The organism is Bacillus atrophaeus, assembly GCF_039519175.1.
GTDB lineage: Bacteria > Bacillota > Bacilli > Bacillales > Bacillaceae > Bacillus > Bacillus atrophaeus.
Map to the genome: position 1 here is coordinate 2972188 of NZ_CP154443.1, position 16877 is coordinate 2989064.

The window sequence follows — 16877 nt, forward strand, 5'->3', positions numbered from 1 at the left end:
TCTGAAATAATAAACGAAGCTGAATAGATTCTTTAACACAGTCCAGAGAGGCTGAGAAGGATAACGGATAGGTCAGGATGCGTGTATCATCATCACGCAGCTTGCTCTTAAACCCCTCTCTGCCCTGGCAAGAGGGGTTTTTTAATGAATTGTGAGGTGTCTGCAAATGAATCAGAAAGCTGTTATTCTTGATGAACAGGCGATAAGACGAGCCTTGACAAGAATCGCCCATGAAATGATTGAACGCAATAAAGGAATGAATAACTGTATTCTTGTCGGCATTAAGACAAGAGGCATTTACTTAGCGAAGCGCCTCGCCGAACGAATCGAACAGATAGAAGGAAACGCTGTGACAGTCGGGGAAATTGATATTACGCTGTATCGCGATGACTTATCAAAAAAAACGAGCAATGAAGAGCCGCTTGTCAAAGGGGCCGACATACCGATTGATATTACGGATCAAAAAGTGATCGTAGTCGATGATGTGCTGTATACAGGAAGAACCGTCAGAGCAGCGATGGACGCGCTTGTTGATGTAGGCCGGCCGTCTTCCGTCCAGCTCGCCGTACTGGTAGACAGAGGGCATAGAGAGCTGCCGATCCGGGCTGATTATATCGGCAAAAATATTCCTACCTCAAAGGCTGAAAAAGTTATGGTTCAGCTCCATGAAGTGGACGAAACAGACCTTGTAGCCATTTATGAAAATGAATAGCATACCTTTTTAAATGCAATCCAGTGAGTTTGCAAAGAGGTTTAAACAAAGCCGAACGACGAATGCGGCCGGCTTTGTATACCTCTTTGCGCAAAAAAAGCAAAGAGGTTTTTTAATATAAAGAATTTGAGTCATCCTACAACGAAGGCTTCTATCAGGAGGAAATTGTCATGAGTAAGAAAAAAGTAAACTTAGGCGTTAGGGATGTACCAAAACCTTTTTCATGGCTGACATTCAGCCTGCAGCACTTGTTTGCGATGTTCGGCTCCACTATACTTGTGCCGAAGCTTGTCGGTATGAGCCCGGCAGTCGCGCTGGTGACAAGCGGAATCGGAACGCTTGCATATCTGCTGATTACGAAGGGACAAATACCGGCTTATCTCGGTTCATCCTTCGCCTTTATTTCACCGATTATACTGGTGAAAGCAACGGGAGGACCGGGCGCAGCAATGGTCGGCGCCTTCTTGGCGGGAATTGTGTACGGACTGATTGCCTTGATGATCCGGCAGCTCGGAACCGGCTGGCTTATGAAGCTTCTCCCTCCTGTCGTCGTCGGACCTGTCATCATCGTCATTGGGCTTGGCCTTGCCGGCACGGCGGTAAACATGGCAATGTATGCTGATCCGAACGCAAGTGAACTTCAATACAGCTTAAAGCATTTCAGTGTAGCCGGCGTTACCTTGGGAATCACCATCATATGCGCCATCTACCTAAGGGGATTCCTTAGCCTGATTCCTGTGCTGATCGGAATTATCGGCGGATATCTGTTTGCGCTGACTCAAGGCATTGTCAACTTTCAGCCGGTCATTGACGCAAAATGGTTCGCTGTGCCGGAATTTATCATTCCATTCAAGGACTTTACGCCGTCTGTCACGCTCGGAATCATCGCGGCTATGGTGCCGGTGGCCTTTGTTACCATGTCTGAGCATATCGGGCATCAAATGGTGCTGAGCAAGGTTGTCGGACAAGATTTTATTAAAAAGCCGGGACTGCACCGCTCTATCATGGGCGACAGCGCGGCGACAATCATTGCCTCCTTGATAGGCGGCCCGCCAACAACGACATACGGAGAAAACATCGGCGTCCTGGCGATTACCCGAGTATTCAGTGTCTTTGTTATCGGCGGCGCGGCAGTCATTGCGCTCTGCTTCGGATTTATCGGAAAAATTTCTGCGCTGATCAGTTCGGTTCCCTCAGCTGTCATGGGAGGCGTGTCCTTCCTGCTGTTTGGCATCATTGCTTCTAGCGGTCTGAGAATGCTGATCGACAACAAAATTGATTATGAGAACAACCGAAATCTTATTATCACATCCGTCATTTTGGTTATCGGTGTAGGCGGAGCATTCATTCAAGTGTCTGAGGGAGGATTTCAGGTGTCAGGCATGGCGCTGGCGGCTATCGTCGGAGTCATCTTAAATCTCATCCTTCCGGACGCAAAAGAAGAACAGGCGGACACCGCCGACCAAAATCATTGATAAGAAAACCTTTTAATGAAAGTCCAGAGAGGCTTGGAAGGGTTATGAAGAGAAGAAAGCTGCGCGCTTCCTCCTCTATTTAACCGCACCCCGAGTCTGTTAACAGACCGGGGTTTTTTTACGGCCTTAAAGTTGAAACGAAAGGGGAAAGAAAATGAATCATTTAACGACAATGAGTGAATTAAGCCCTGCGGAGATTGAAAACCTGATTTATGAAGCCAAAGCGCTCAAAAATGGAAAAACAGACACCCACCTTGCAGGGAAATTCATTGCTAATTTGTTTTTTGAACCAAGTACAAGAACACGATTCAGCTTTGAGGTAGCGGAAAAGAAACTGGGGATGAACGTGCTGAACCTTGACGGAACGAGCACAAGCGTACAAAAAGGCGAAACACTTTATGACACGATCAGAACGCTTGAATCCATCGGAGTAGACGCATGTGTGATCAGACATAGCGAAGACGAGTATTATAAGGAGCTCATCGGCCGGGTGAATATACCGATTTTAAATGCGGGGGACGGCTGCGGTCAGCATCCGACCCAATCATTGCTTGATTTAATGACCATCAATGAAGAGTTCAATTGTTTTAAAGACTTGACTGTTTCCATCCACGGCGATATTAAGCACAGCAGAGTCGCAAGATCGAATGCGGAAGTATTAACAAGGCTCGGTGCGCGCGTTCTTTTCTCTGGTCCGGCTGAATGGCAGGATGAACAAAATCCATTCGGCACGTATGTTTCAACTGACGAAGCGATAAAGTCTTCAGACGTTGTCATGCTGCTCCGCATTCAAAATGAAAGACATCAGTCCGCTGTCAGTCAAGAGGACTACTTGAAAAGGTTCGGTTTGACGATGGAGAGGACGAAAAACATGCAGCAGCATGCGATCATCATGCATCCCGCCCCCGTCAACAGGGGAGTGGAGATAGATCCTGAATTAGTAGAATCAAAAAAATCAAGAATCTTCAGGCAAATGGAAAATGGCGTGTTTATCAGAATGGCAGTTTTAAAAAGAGCGCTTGAAACAAATGTGAGAAGGGGAGAAGCAAATTATGTCATATCTCATTAAAAACGGCTGGGTACTAGGTGGAAATGGTGAAAAAAGAGAACAGGATATTCGGGTAACGGGAGAAAAAATTTCAGAAATCGGAAAGCTGGAAGTAAAAGAAGGCGAAACAGTCATTGACGCAAATGGTTTATTCGTATCACCGGGACTAGTGGATCTTCACGTTCACTTCAGAGAGCCGGGCGGAGAGAAAAAAGAAACCATTGAAACAGGAGCAAAAGCAGCAGCGCGCGGCGGCTTTACAACAGTAGCGGCGATGCCGAATACACGACCGGTCCCTGATACGAAGGAGCAAATGGAATGGGTGCAAAACCGCATTCAAGAGACGTCTTCTGTCAGAGTTCTTCCTTACGCTTCTATTACGATCAGACAAATCGGCGATGAAATGACAAACTTTGAAGAGTTGAAAGAAGCCGGTGCATTTGCCTTTACAGATGACGGCGTCGGTATACAGACAGCAGGAATGATGTATGAAGCGATGAAACGTGCAGCTGCCATTGACAAAGCGATTGTCGCGCATTGCGAGGATAACTCCTTAATTTACGGAGGCAGCGTCCATGAGGGCTCCTTCTCGAAAGCAAACGGGCTAAACGGCATTCCTTCTGTGTGTGAATCGGTTCATATCGCCCGCGACATTCTCTTAGCAGAAGCGGCGAATTGCCACTACCATGTATGCCATATCAGTACAAAAGAATCCGTCCGAGTCGTGCGTGACGCGAAAAAAGCGGGCATTCGCGTAACGGCGGAGGTTACGCCTCACCACTTGCTGCTCTGTGATGAAGACATTCCCGGGCTGGACACAAACTATAAAATGAACCCGCCGCTGCGCGGTGCGGAAGATAGAGAAGCACTGATCGAAGGACTTTTAGACGGAACGATCGACTTTATAGCAACCGACCATGCGCCGCATACAGAAGAAGAGAAAAACACGGAAATGAAGCTTGCTCCATTCGGTATTGTCGGCTTGGAAACAGCGTTCCCGCTTCTTTATACACACTTTGTCAAAAACGGGCAATGGTCGCTGAAGCAGCTTGTTGATTATATGACGATAAAGCCTTGCGAAGCATTTAAACTGCCATACGGAACACTTCAAGTCGGCCAAACTGCAGATATCACAGTAATTGATTTAGAAAAAGAAGCAAGTATTGATAAAGAGACATTCCTGTCAAAAGGAAAAAATACACCATTCAACGGTATCAGCTGCTACGGCTGGCCGGTCGCAACGATCGCAGCCGGAAAGCTTGCTTATGAAGAAGGGAGACTTGTCAAATGATCAGAAGATTAGTACTTGAAAACGGAGCGGTGTTCGAAGGTAAAGCATTTGGGAGCTTAGAACACAACATGGGGGAAGTCGTTTTTAACACAGGAATGACAGGCTATCAGGAAATCCTGTCAGACCCTTCTTACTGCGGGCAAATCGTCACATTAACCTATCCTCTCATCGGCAATTACGGCATTAATCGAGACGACTTTGAATCGATTACGCCGTTTGTAAAAGGATTGATTATAAAAGAATTATGTGAACTGCCTTCAAACTGGCGGTCAGCTTACACACTTCATGAATATTTAAAAATGAAAAACATTCCGGGATTACAAGGAATTGATACGAGAAAGCTCACGCGAATGATTCGCACAGCAGGCGCTTTAAAAGGAACCTTCGCTTCAGTGGATGAGTCGGTTGAAGAGGTGAAAAAAAGACTGAAAGAAACTGAGCTTCCGAGAAATCAAGTAGCACAAGTATCCGCGAAAACGGCATATCCAAGTCCTGGGCGCGGCAAACGGATTGTTCTTGTGGATTTTGGAATGAAACACGGCATATTAAGAGAATTAAACAAACGAAAATGCGATGTCATCGTCGTGCCTTATAACATAACAGCAGAAGAAGTGCTACAGCTGAAGCCGGACGGAATTATGCTTTCCAACGGACCGGGAGATCCGAAAGACGTTCCGGAAGCGATTGAAATGATTAAAGGCGTTCTCGGTAAAGTTCCGCTGTTCGGTATCTGCCTTGGCCATCAATTATTCGCATTGGCATGCGGAGCGAATACAGAAAAAATGAAATTCGGCCACAGAGGATCAAACCATCCGGTGAAAGAACTTGCAACCGGAAGAGTAGCCTTGACGGCGCAAAATCACGGCTATACGGTATCTTCCATTCTACAGACAGAACTTGAAGTAACACACATCGCCATCAACGACGACACGATTGAAGGGTTAAAGCATAAGACAAAACCTGCATTTACGGTGCAATACCATCCGGAAGCTTCACCGGGACCGGAGGATGCGAATCATTTATTTGACAGATTTATCGACATGATCGAAACAACAGAGAAAGAAGGGGAAGCGGTATGCCAAAACGCGTAGACATTAATAAAATATTAGTAATCGGATCAGGCCCGATCATCATCGGCCAAGCAGCAGAATTTGACTATGCGGGTACGCAGGCTTGTCTTGCTTTAAAAGAAGAAGGCTATGAGGTCATTCTTGTCAATTCAAATCCTGCCACCATCATGACGGACACGGAAATGGCTGATCGGGTTTACATTGAACCGCTCACACCTGAATTTCTGACGAGGATCATCAGAAAAGAACGCCCTGATGCCATTCTTCCTACTCTCGGAGGACAGACCGGATTAAACCTGGCTGTCGAACTATCTGAACAAGGCGTCTTGCAAGAGTGTGGCGTAGAAGTGCTCGGCACCAAACTTTCTGCGATCCAGCAGGCGGAGGACCGCGACTTGTTCAGAACGTTAATGAATGATCTGAATGAACCAGTTCCTGAAAGTGACATCATTCACTCATTAGAAGAAGCAGAAAATTTCGTGAGCAAAATCGGATTCCCAGTCATTGTACGCCCCGCATATACATTAGGCGGCACAGGAGGAGGTATCTGCTCCAATGAAATCGAGCTGAAAGAAATTGTAGAAAACGGCTTGAAGTTAAGTCCTGTTCACCAATGCTTGCTTGAAAAAAGCATTGCCGGCTATAAAGAAATTGAATATGAAGTGATGAGAGACAGTCAGGATCACGCCATTGTCGTTTGTAATATGGAAAACATTGATCCGGTCGGAATCCATACCGGAGACAGTATAGTAGTCGCGCCGAGCCAAACACTCAGCGACCGCGAATATCAGCTTCTGCGAAATGTATCATTAAAACTGATCCGCGCGCTCGGTATTGAAGGCGGATGTAACGTGCAGCTTGCTTTAGATCCTGACAGCTTCCAATACTACATCATTGAAGTGAACCCGAGGGTCAGCCGTTCGTCAGCGCTGGCATCAAAAGCAACCGGCTATCCGATCGCAAAGCTTGCAGCTAAAATCGCAGTCGGCCTTTCCTTGGATGAAATGATGAACCCTGTTACAGGAAAAACATATGCGGCATTCGAACCCGCTCTTGATTATGTCGTCTCTAAGATTCCGCGCTGGCCTTTTGACAAGTTTGAATCGGCAAACAGAAGACTCGGCACACAAATGAAGGCGACAGGAGAAGTGATGGCGATCGGCCGCACACTTGAGGAATCGTTACTGAAAGCCGTCCGATCACTTGAAGCTGATGTCCACCACCTTGAATTGAAGGATGCGGCAGACATTTCGAACGAGCTGCTGGAAAAACGGATTAAAAAGGCGGGAGATGAACGTTTATTCTATCTTGCCGAAGCATACAGAAGAGGCTACACAGTCGAACAGCTTCATGAATTCTCTGCCATCGACGTGTTTTACTTGCATAAGCTCTTCGGTATTGTCAAGTTTGAAAAAGAGTTGAAAGCAAATGCCGGCAGCCTGGATGTATTAAAAACAGCAAAAGAGCTTGGTTTTTCCGACCAGTATATCAGCCGTGAATGGAATATGCCGGAAGCAGAGCTTTACAGCTTAAGAAAACAAGGCGCAATCACACCGGTTTTCAAAATGGTTGACACATGTGCGGCTGAGTTTGAATCTGAAACGCCTTACTTCTACAGCACATACGAGGAAGAGAATGAATCAGTCGTGACACCGAAGAAAAGTGTTGTTGTTCTTGGGTCTGGGCCGATTCGCATCGGACAAGGCGTGGAATTCGATTATGCGACCGTGCATTCTGTCTGGGCAATCAAGCAGGCGGGCTATGAAGCGATTATCGTGAATAATAATCCGGAAACCGTATCAACGGATTTCAGTATTTCGGATAAGCTCTATTTTGAGCCGCTGACTGTAGAAGATGTCATGCATATCATTGATCTCGAGCAGCCGCTGGGAGTTGTAGTGCAATTCGGCGGGCAAACAGCGATCAACCTTGCTGATGAGCTATCAAACCGCGGGGTGAAAATTCTCGGAACATCACTGGAAGACTTGGATCGTGCGGAAGACCGGGATAAATTCGAACAGGCGCTGGAAACATTGCAAGTGCCGCAGCCGCTGGGCAAAACAGCGACATCAGTTGAACAAGCGGTGAAAATCGCAAGCGATATCGGTTATCCGGTTCTCGTCCGCCCTTCTTACGTGCTTGGCGGCCGGGCAATGGAAATTGTCTACCACGAAGAAGAGCTTCTTCATTACATGAAAAATGCAGTAAAAATCAATCCGCAGCACCCTGTATTAATAGATAGATATTTGACGGGCAAAGAAATTGAAGTGGATGCGGTATCTGACGGCAAAACGGTTGTGATTCCGGGAATCATGGAGCACATCGAGCGCGCAGGGGTCCATTCGGGCGATTCGATTGCTGTTTATCCTCCGCAATCTCTGACGGAAGACATTAAGAAAAAAATCGAACAATATACCATCGCATTGGCTAAAGGACTCAATATTGTCGGGCTTCTCAATATTCAATTCGTTCTTTCAAAAGGCGAAGTATATGTTCTCGAAGTCAATCCGAGATCAAGCAGAACTGTTCCGTTTTTGAGCAAAATCACCGGAATTCCGATGGCGAATCTTGCAACAAAAGTTATTCTCGGACAAAAACTGGATGAGTTTGGCTACAAAGAGGGGCTCCAGCCGGAACAGCAAGGCGTATATGTAAAAGTGCCGGTGTTCTCCTTCGCGAAGCTGAGAAGAGTCGACATTACACTCGGCCCTGAAATGAAGTCAACAGGTGAGGTCATGGGCAAAGATTCTACAGTGGAAAAGGCGCTGTACAAAGGTCTGATCGCCTCGGGCATCCAAATTCCTAACTATGGTTCCGTTCTCTTAACCGTAGCGGATAAAGACAAAGAAGAAGGGCTTGCCATCGCGAAGCGCTTCCATGCGATCGGCTACAACATTTTGGCGACGGAAGGAACGGCAGGATATTTAAAAGATGCGTCCATCCCTTCGAAGGTTGTAGGGAAAATTGGTCAGGACGGGCCGAATCTTCTTGATGTCATAAGAAGCGGAGAAGCGCAATTTGTCATCAATACGCTAACAAAAGGAAAGCAGCCGGCAAGAGACGGATTCAGAATCAGACGTGAATCAGTGGAAAACGGCGTTGCCTGCCTGACATCTTTAGACACGGCAGAAGCCATCTTGCGAGTATTAGAAAGCATGACGTTTCGGGCGGATCATATGCCGGCGGTCAACACTAACCAGGAGGCGGCAATCTCGATATGAAAAAAGCGTATTTAACCGTTCGTTCCAATGAAGAAGTTGCAGACCGAATCTATCAAATGGTGCTGAAAGGGGATCTTGTCCAGACGTTTACAACGCCCGGGCAATTCCTGCACCTTAAAGTGAGCGAAGCGGTGACTCCGCTTTTAAGAAGACCTATCAGTATTGCTGATGTTGATAAAGAGAGAAATGAAGTAACGATTATTTACCGAAAAGACGGAGAAGGGACGGGGCTTTTGTCTCTAAAGCAGCAAGGAGACCGTGTAGATGTCCTCGGCCCTTTAGGCAACGGATTTCCCGTTAACGAAATCGAAGCCGGAAAAACAGCTTTATTAGTAGGGGGAGGCGTCGGAGTCCCGCCTCTCCAAGAGCTGTCAAAACGCTTGAAACAAAAAGGCGTAAAGGTGGTTCACGTTTTGGGCTTCCAGTCAGCTAAGGATGTATTTTATGAAGAGGAATGCCGACGATACGGAGACACGTATATAGCGACAGCCGACGGGACTCATGGAACAAAAGGTTATGTGACCGATGTAATCAGGGAGCAAAATCTCGAATTTGACGTGCTTCTCAGCTGCGGTCCCACACCAATGCTGAAGGCATTACAGCAAGAATACGCCCATAAAGAGGTTTATCTTTCAATGGAAGAACGGATGGGCTGCGGAATTGGGGCGTGCTTTGCCTGCGTGTGCCATACAAACGAGAGCGAGACATCATATGTGAAGGTCTGTCTTGACGGTCCGGTATTCAAAGCTCAGGAGGTGGCGCTGTAATGTTAAAGGTGGAATTGCCGGGGCTTCAATTAAAAAATCCCATCATACCGGCTTCAGGCTGTTTTGGTTTTGGTAAAGAATTCGCCCGATTTTATGATTTATCTTGTCTCGGAGCGATTATGATCAAAGCAACGACAAAGGAGCCGCGTTTCGGAAATCCTACTCCTAGGGTTGCCGAAACAGGCGCTGGCATGCTTAATGCGATTGGTCTGCAAAACCCGGGTCTCGAAAGCGTATTGTACAACGAGCTGACCTGGCTTGAACAATTTGATACACCTATCATTGCAAATGTGGCCGGTTCTCAAGTTGAAGATTATGTTGAAGTGGCGGAGCAAATCAGCAAAGCGCCTAATGTAAATGCGCTTGAACTGAATATTTCCTGTCCGAACGTAAAAACCGGCGGAATCGCCTTTGGAACAAACCCGGCAATGGCCGCGGAATTGACAAAGGCGGTAAAAAAAGTTTCCAAAGTGCCTGTCTATGTGAAACTTTCCCCAAATGTCGCCAACATCGCAGAAATTGCGGTTGCGATTGAAGAGGCTGGGGCTGACGGTCTTACTATGATTAACACCTTAATCGGTATGAGGCTCGATTTAAAAACAGGCCAGCCGATTTTAGCCAATAAAACGGGAGGGCTTTCAGGTCCTGCGGTAAAACCTGTAGCGATTCGGATGGTATATGAGGTCAGTCAGGCCGTCAATATTCCGATTATTGGAATGGGAGGCGTTCAGACAGCTGAAGATGCGTTTGAATTCCTTCTGGCAGGAGCCAGCGCTGTCGCTGTCGGAACTGCCAACTTTGTAAATCCTTTTGCATGTCCAGAAATCATCGGACAGCTCCCTGATGTTTTACAGAAATACGGATATCAATCAGTGGAAGAATGTATTGGAAGGAGCTGGAATAATGAACAGAAACCTGCCTATCATCGCGCTTGATTTCGCCACAGCAGAAGAAACATTGGCCTTTTTACAGCCCTTTCACAATGAACAGCTGTTTGTGAAGGTGGGAATGGAGCTTTTTTATCAAGAAGGACCGCGTATTATTAAGCTTCTGAAAGAACGCAATTGCGAGCTGTTTTTAGATTTAAAGCTCCACGACATTCCGACTACTGTAAATAAAGCAATGAAACGGCTGGCCGGTCTTGGGGTAGATCTCGTCAATGTTCACGCGGCCGGCGGCAAAAAGATGATGGAAGCCGCAGTTGAGGGATTGGAAGAAGGAACGGCATCAGGCAAAAAACGCCCGTCACTTATCGCGGTTACCCAGCTGACAAGCACATCAGAACATATGTTGAAAGAAGAACTTTGGATTAAAAATCCTCTTTTAGAAACAGTTGTGCATTACAGCAAGCAGGCCGAAGAGAGCGGATTGGACGGCGTGGTATGTTCGGTTCACGAAGCAGGAGCGATTTATGAACAAGTATCGCCGTCATTTCTCACCGTGACACCGGGCATTCGGTTGTCTGAAGATGCCGCAAATGACCAGGTCCGCGTGGCAACGCCCGCTGTTGCAAGAGAAAAAGGATCGTCCGCCATTGTGGTCGGGCGGTCTATTACAAAAGCGGTCAACCCGGTAAAAGCTTATGAAACAATCAGACTCGAATGGGAGGGTATCAGTAAATGAAACAAGTCATCGCCAAACATCTGCTAGATATTGAAGCTGTATTTTTACGCCCGAATGAGCCTTTTACATGGGCAAGCGGCATTTTATCTCCTATTTATTGTGACAACCGTCTCACTCTGTCATTTCCTGAGGTGAGAAATGATGTGGCCCAAGGCCTTACACAGCTTGTCCGGCAGCAGTTTCCTGAAGCTGAGATGATCGCGGGGACAGCAACTGCCGGCATTCCCCATGCCGCCTTGGCCGCCGATCGCCTGAAGCTGCCAATGTGTTATGTGAGAAGCAAGCCGAAAGCCCACGGCAAAGGAAACCAAATTGAAGGAGCCGTAGAAAAAGGCCAAAAAACGGTAGTTATTGAGGACTTAATTTCTACAGGAGGCAGCGTGCTTGAAGCAACAGCTGCTTTACAGGCAGCGGGATGTGACGTGCTTGGCGTGGTATCTATTTTTACATATGGTCTTCCTAAAGCAAGTGAAGCCTTTGAAAAAGCAAAGATACCGTACTATTCACTGACAGACTATGACACGCTGACAGAAGTAGCCCTTCAAAATAGAAAAATTCACTCAGCAGATTTAAAAAAGTTGCAAACATGGAAATTGAATCCCGAGTCAAAAGATTGGATTAAGCAATAAAAAACATATCATTTCAAAAAAACATGAGTAAATCACAGGTAAAACAGGCCCTTTGGCCTGTTTTTTTATTTTCATTAATCCTATAAAAAAACTCGGGTTGACTTTTGTTAGAATTGTGCTAAAATTTAATACAAATCTAAAAAACTTATCAAGAGCGGCTGAGGGACTGGACCTATGAAGCCCGGCAACCTGCATAAAATGTAAGGTGCTACTTCCAGCAAAATGTATTCCATTTTGGAAGATAAGGGCGCATGCAGTTCCTTTCTTTCTTTCCGCTGGATTGAAAGTTTTTTATTTTAAGAGAGGCAAGGAGGGACTGCCAAGTGGGGGTTGGCAACAGCCGGAAATAGCACCTTTCTGGAAAAGGTGTTATAAAACAAACCATACTTACTCTTTATCCTGATGTTTAAAATCACTATTGGTAAAGACAACCGGCAGAAAAACGACTGTTTGTTTGTCTCCGAAAGGAGGAAGAAAAATGTTTACGTATGAAACTTGGGAAGAGCCGACTATTACATTTCAAGAAGATGATTCTTATAAAGGTGCGCTGTCAGTATTAAAATGGGCGTACGGCCATTACGGCGATCAGCTTGTTTACGCATGCAGCTTCGGTATTGAAGGAATCGTCCTCATTGACTTAATTTATAAAGTGAAAAAAGATGCGGAAATCGTATTTCTTGATACAGGGCTGCATTTCAAAGAAACGTACGAAACGATTGAGCGTGTCAAAGAACGTTATCCGGGCCTGAATATCATTTTGAAAAAACCGGATCTGACTGTAGAAGAGCAAGCGGAGGCCCACGGAGATAAGCTGTGGGAACGGGAGCCCAACAAGTGCTGCCATATCAGAAAAGTTGTTCCGTTAAGAGAAGCGCTGTCAGGTCATCCGGCATGGCTGTCTGGATTGCGCCGGGATCAAGGACCAAGCCGCGCCAATACAAACTTCTTAAATAAAGATGAAAAATTCAAATCAATTAAAGTATGCCCGCTTATCCATTGGACATGGAAAGACATTTGGAGATATACCTCCAAGAATGAATTAGACTACAACCCATTGCACGATCAAGGATATCCGAGCATAGGCTGTGAGCCTTGCACCTCACCGGCGTTTACTGCGGAAGACCTGCGTGCCGGCAGATGGAACGGTTCGGCGAAAACGGAATGCGGATTGCATGAGTAAGGAGCTGCGCAATGGAACTAGCCGCTATTTTATTTAGCTTGTTTTTCGCAATCAATATCGGAGCGAGCGGCGCTGCGGCTTCAATGGGAGTTGCTTACGGATCAGGAGCTGTCAGAAAGAAACTGTACGCTTTGCTCATATGTGCGGCCGGGGTGTTATCGGGTGCCGTCATCGGCGGCGGCGAGGTAGTGAAAACAATCAGCTCTGGCATTATACCGGAACAATCTATTACATTGACAATCGTTTGTATTATTATCGGCGCTGCGGCATTATCGCTCTTTACGGCTAATATACTGGGGATTCCTTTATCAACAAGTGAAGTAACGGTCGGAGCAGTTGTCGGCGTAGGAGTGGCATATAAAGTATTGTTTCTGAACAATTTACTCATGATCGTTGTATTTTGGATTCTCGTTCCGTTTGTTGCATTTTGTTTCACATTTTTCGTTTCAAAGCTGTTTCAATTGTTTAAGATTGAAGTGAAATCTTCCAGAAAGCAAAAAACACTTGGGATTATCCTGTTGTTTGCCGGATTTTTCGAAGCCTTTTCGGCGGGAATGAACAACGTCGCCAACGCTGTAGGCCCGTTGGTTGCCGCAGGTGTCTTAGATGTAACAAAAGGTACACTGTACGGAGGAATATTTGTAGCGCTTGGAGCGCTGTTATTAGGCGGGCGTGTATTAGAAACCAACGGCAAGAAAATAACGAAATTTTCAAAAGGGGAAGGCATTCTGCTATCCGGAACAGGAGCCGGACTGGTCATCATCAGCTCTGTATTCGGTCTGCCGGTGCCGCTCGCACAAGTCACGTCTTCGTCTATTATCGGAATTGGAATGGCGAAAAACGGGCCCAATGTATTTCATAAACAAGTGGTAAGAACCATGCTGAAAGTCTGGGTTGTCTCGCCGTTTTTATCATTATCCATATCATATCTGCTTGTATCCCTGTTCCTGAAAGGGGATTATTATTCAGTCTTTATGATGGCCAGCGTGCTTTTAGCAGCCGGCGGCGCAGTCAGTCTGATGAAAGCTATCCGAAAAGAGAGCCGCTCGGTTCATGAGCAGGGCGGAGGAATTTAATTATTAATCTGAGTTTATTTATCTGTTAACTAGGAGGAAATATAAATTATGAGTTTAGCACCGCACGGAGGAACATTAGTTAATCGTGTAAATGAGATGTATAATGTGAAAGAGATTCATAAAGAAATAGAGCTTGATTTAATTTCATTTGCTGATTTAGAACTTATTGGGATAGGCGCATACAGCCCGATTGAAGGCTTCTTCACTGAAAAAGACTACGTGTCAGTTGTTGAAAACATGCGTTTGTCATCTGGTGTTGTCTGGTCTCTTCCAATTACGCTGCCGGTTGATTCGCAAAAAGCGGCAGAACTTGAAATCGGTGAAACTGTAAAGTTAATGTATGAAGGAGAAACATACGGCGTCGTTCAGATTGAAGACTTGTACGTGCCTGATAAACAAAAAGAAGCTGTGAATGTTTATAAAACAAATGATCGTGAGCATCCGGGTGTGAAAAAACTTTTCAGCCGCGGCGATACGTATGTCGGTGGGCCGATTACGCTGATTAAGAAAGCTTCAAAGCAATTCCCAGAATTCACGTTTGAACCGCAGGAGACGAGACGCCAGTTTGCTGAAAACGGCTGGAAAACGATTGTTGGATTCCAAACGAGGAATCCGGTTCACAGAGCGCATGAATATATTCAAAAGACAGCGCTGGAAACAGTAGACGGTTTGTTTTTGAACCCGCTTGTCGGAGAGACAAAATCAGACGACATTCCGGCTGATGTGCGTATGGAAAGCTATCAGGTGCTGCTCGAAAACTATTATCCGAAAGATCGTGTGTTCCTTGGCGTATTTTTAGCTGCGATGCGTTATGCAGGTCCAAGAGAAGCCATCTTCCACGCACTCGTAAGAAAAAATTATGGCTGCACCCATTTCATCGTCGGCCGCGACCACGCCGGCGTCGGCGACTACTACGGTACTTACGAGGCTCAAGAGCTTTTCGAACAGTTCACACCGGAAGAACTCGGCATTACGCCAATGAAGTTTGAACACAGCTTTTTCTGCGAAAAATGCGGAAACATGGCGACTGCGAAAACATGCCCGCACGGCAGGGAGCATCATGTCATTTTATCCGGCACAAAAGTGAGGGAAATGCTGAGAGACGGTATCATGCCGCCCGCAGAATTCAGCCGGTCTCACGTTGTTGAAGTATTGATCAAAGGATTAAAGAAAAAAGAAGAAGCAGGCGTGTCCTAAGGAGGAGCAACATTGACGAATCGTGATATCGTATGGCATGAAGCCTCAATTACAAAAGAAGAATATCAGCAAAAAAATAAACATCAAAGCTCTATTCTCTGGCTGACAGGGCTGAGCGGTTCCGGCAAATCAACAATCGCAAATGCGGCAGCCCGAGAACTGTTTGAACAGGGCTATCAAGTGGTTGTGCTCGACGGGGATAATATCCGCCACGGCTTAAACAATGACTTGGGCTTTTCTGACGAAGACCGAAAAGAAAATATCCGCAGAATCGGAGAAGTTGCAAAGCTTTTCGTTCAGCAGGGCACTATTGTGATTACAGCTTTTATCTCGCCGTTCCGTGAAGACCGGGAGCAGGTTCGCCAGCTGGTTGATGAGGGCGAATTTCATGAAATCTACATTAAATGCGACCTTGATATTTGTGAACAAAGAGATCCGAAAGGCCTTTATAAAAAAGCGCGAAACGGTGAAATTCCGTTTTTTACAGGCATTGATTCACCGTACGAGGAGCCGAAAGCGCCGGAGCTCGTTCTGGATTCAGGACAAAATGAGCGCGAAGAGTGCAAAAATCAGCTGATCGAATTTGTGAAAAAGAACCTGAACTAAAAGGATAGGACAGAATCAATTTTATTTGTGAGATGTCAAGTTTACAAACAGGAAAGACAATTTCATCTTTGCCAGCTTTATGGAGCTCGTGCCGCTGCGAATGAAATTGAATGAAGACGATCTGACTGAAATCTGTCTGGCTGAAAAGAATAACAAACGGAACGATATAAGTTCTGGAAGATTTCGAACTGATCGGGGGGAGTTGTGATGGGGAAAGTATATATCGTTGGAGCAGGTCCCGGAGACCCTGATTTACTGACGATCAAAGCACTGAAAGCCATTCAAAAAGCTGATGTGATCTTATACGACAGATTAGTAAACAAAGATATTTTACAATATGCTAAAGAACAAGCCGACCTGATCTACTGCGGAAAGCTTCCGGATCTTCATACCATGAAGCAGGAAACCATCAATCGTTTTCTGGTGAAGTATGCTAAAAAGGGAAAAACTGTTGTAAGGCTGAAAGGCGGAGACCCTTTTGTGTTCGGCAGAGGGGGAGAAGAAGCGGAAAGCCTTGCCGAACACGGGATTCCTTTTGAGATTGTGCCGGGCATTACCTCAGGCATCGCAGCACCGGCTTACGCCGGCATTCCCGTCACTCACAGGGATGCAAGCTCAAACGTGGCGTTTGTGACAGGGCACTATCAAAAAGAAGAAAACTTTGAGGAAAAATGGAAAGCGCTGGCGACAGGTATTGATACCCTTGTCATCTATATGGGAATCAAAAATGTCAGGCAGATTGAAAGGCTTCTTCTAGAAAACGGGCGTGACGGTGCGACACCGGCAGCCTTTATCCATTGGGGCACAACGGATAAACAAAAATCTGTCATCTGTACATTGGATACTCTTTCAGAAACAGTGATAAATAAAGACATCAAGAATCCGAGTTTAATCGTTATTGGTGATGTTGTGAATTTTCATTATAAGCTTGAATGGTTTGAATCAGATGTAAAAAAACAAGATTTGAGCGAGGCGCTGTAAT

General features: G+C 45.9%; 15 protein-coding genes and 1 riboswitch. All 15 genes read left to right on the forward strand.

The genetic code is table 11. The features are described 5' to 3' along the window. The first annotated feature begins 166 nt into the window (after positions 1-166). The 15 genes from pyrR to cobA all read left to right on the forward strand — a co-directional run bounded on the left by pyrR (position 167) and on the right by cobA (position 16876). Positions 167-712: a bifunctional pyrimidine operon transcriptional regulator/uracil phosphoribosyltransferase gene (gene pyrR, locus AAHT65_RS15165; RefSeq protein WP_003329025.1), complete on the forward strand. Its 546-nt coding sequence runs from the start codon at positions 167-169 to the stop codon at positions 710-712. A gap of 170 nt (positions 713-882) precedes the next feature. Beyond that, positions 883-2187, forward strand: a complete 1305-nt coding sequence (pyrP, locus tag AAHT65_RS15170) for a uracil permease PyrP (protein WP_003329024.1) — start codon at positions 883-885, stop codon at positions 2185-2187. A gap of 154 nt (positions 2188-2341) precedes the next feature. After that, a complete protein-coding gene (locus AAHT65_RS15175; RefSeq protein WP_343310455.1) occupies positions 2342-3256 on the forward strand; it encodes an aspartate carbamoyltransferase catalytic subunit in 915 nt (304 codons plus the stop codon). Then, positions 3240-4526, forward strand: a complete 1287-nt coding sequence (locus AAHT65_RS15180) for a dihydroorotase (RefSeq protein WP_343310456.1) — start codon at positions 3240-3242, stop codon at positions 4524-4526. Before AAHT65_RS15175 ends, AAHT65_RS15180 begins: the two co-directional genes overlap by 17 nt. Further along, positions 4523-5617 carry a carbamoyl phosphate synthase small subunit gene (locus AAHT65_RS15185; RefSeq protein ID WP_010788554.1) on the forward strand — a complete coding sequence of 365 codons (1095 nt, stop codon included), beginning with the start codon at positions 4523-4525 and terminating at the stop codon, positions 5615-5617. The genes AAHT65_RS15180 and AAHT65_RS15185 overlap by 4 nt, the downstream gene beginning before the upstream one ends. Continuing rightward, positions 5602-8817 (forward strand): carbamoyl-phosphate synthase (glutamine-hydrolyzing) large subunit, encoded by a 3216-nt coding sequence (carB, locus tag AAHT65_RS15190; protein ID WP_088117128.1) that lies wholly within the window; start codon positions 5602-5604, stop codon positions 8815-8817. Before AAHT65_RS15185 ends, carB begins: the two co-directional genes overlap by 16 nt. Further along, on the forward strand, positions 8814-9584 hold the full coding sequence (locus tag AAHT65_RS15195) for a dihydroorotate dehydrogenase electron transfer subunit (RefSeq protein WP_216414148.1): 771 nt from the start codon (positions 8814-8816) through the stop codon (positions 9582-9584). The genes carB and AAHT65_RS15195 overlap by 4 nt, the downstream gene beginning before the upstream one ends. Then, a complete protein-coding gene (locus AAHT65_RS15200; RefSeq protein WP_327854000.1) occupies positions 9584-10519 on the forward strand; it encodes a dihydroorotate dehydrogenase in 936 nt (311 codons plus the stop codon). The genes AAHT65_RS15195 and AAHT65_RS15200 overlap by 1 nt, the downstream gene beginning before the upstream one ends. Then, positions 10488-11207 (forward strand): orotidine-5'-phosphate decarboxylase, encoded by a 720-nt coding sequence (pyrF, locus tag AAHT65_RS15205; protein ID WP_343310458.1) that lies wholly within the window; start codon positions 10488-10490, stop codon positions 11205-11207. The genes AAHT65_RS15200 and pyrF overlap by 32 nt, the downstream gene beginning before the upstream one ends. Further along, the gene (gene pyrE, locus AAHT65_RS15210; RefSeq protein ID WP_343310459.1) at positions 11204-11836 is read left to right on the forward strand and encodes an orotate phosphoribosyltransferase; all 633 of its coding nucleotides are present in this window, start codon (positions 11204-11206) and stop codon (positions 11834-11836) included. Before pyrF ends, pyrE begins: the two co-directional genes overlap by 4 nt. Positions 11837-11978: 142 nt before the next feature. Then, positions 11979-12084: riboswitch (SAM riboswitch) on the forward strand. A gap of 230 nt (positions 12085-12314) precedes the next feature. Continuing rightward, positions 12315-13016, forward strand: a complete 702-nt coding sequence (locus tag AAHT65_RS15215) for a phosphoadenylyl-sulfate reductase (protein WP_010788561.1) — start codon at positions 12315-12317, stop codon at positions 13014-13016. A gap of 11 nt (positions 13017-13027) precedes the next feature. Beyond that, positions 13028-14092 carry an inorganic phosphate transporter gene (locus AAHT65_RS15220; RefSeq protein WP_277714697.1) on the forward strand — a complete coding sequence of 355 codons (1065 nt, stop codon included), beginning with the start codon at positions 13028-13030 and terminating at the stop codon, positions 14090-14092. A gap of 48 nt (positions 14093-14140) precedes the next feature. Then, complete coding sequence (sat, locus tag AAHT65_RS15225) at positions 14141-15289, forward strand: sulfate adenylyltransferase (RefSeq protein WP_327853998.1); 1149 nt, start codon at positions 14141-14143, stop codon at positions 15287-15289. A gap of 12 nt (positions 15290-15301) precedes the next feature. Continuing rightward, the gene (gene cysC / locus AAHT65_RS15230; RefSeq protein WP_010788563.1) at positions 15302-15895 is read left to right on the forward strand and encodes an adenylyl-sulfate kinase; all 594 of its coding nucleotides are present in this window, start codon (positions 15302-15304) and stop codon (positions 15893-15895) included. Positions 15896-16102: 207 nt separating this feature from the next. Next, entirely contained in the window at positions 16103-16876 is a 774-nt protein-coding gene (gene cobA / locus AAHT65_RS15235; protein WP_061670749.1) for a uroporphyrinogen-III C-methyltransferase, read from the forward strand. Position 16877 lies beyond the last annotated feature (1 nt).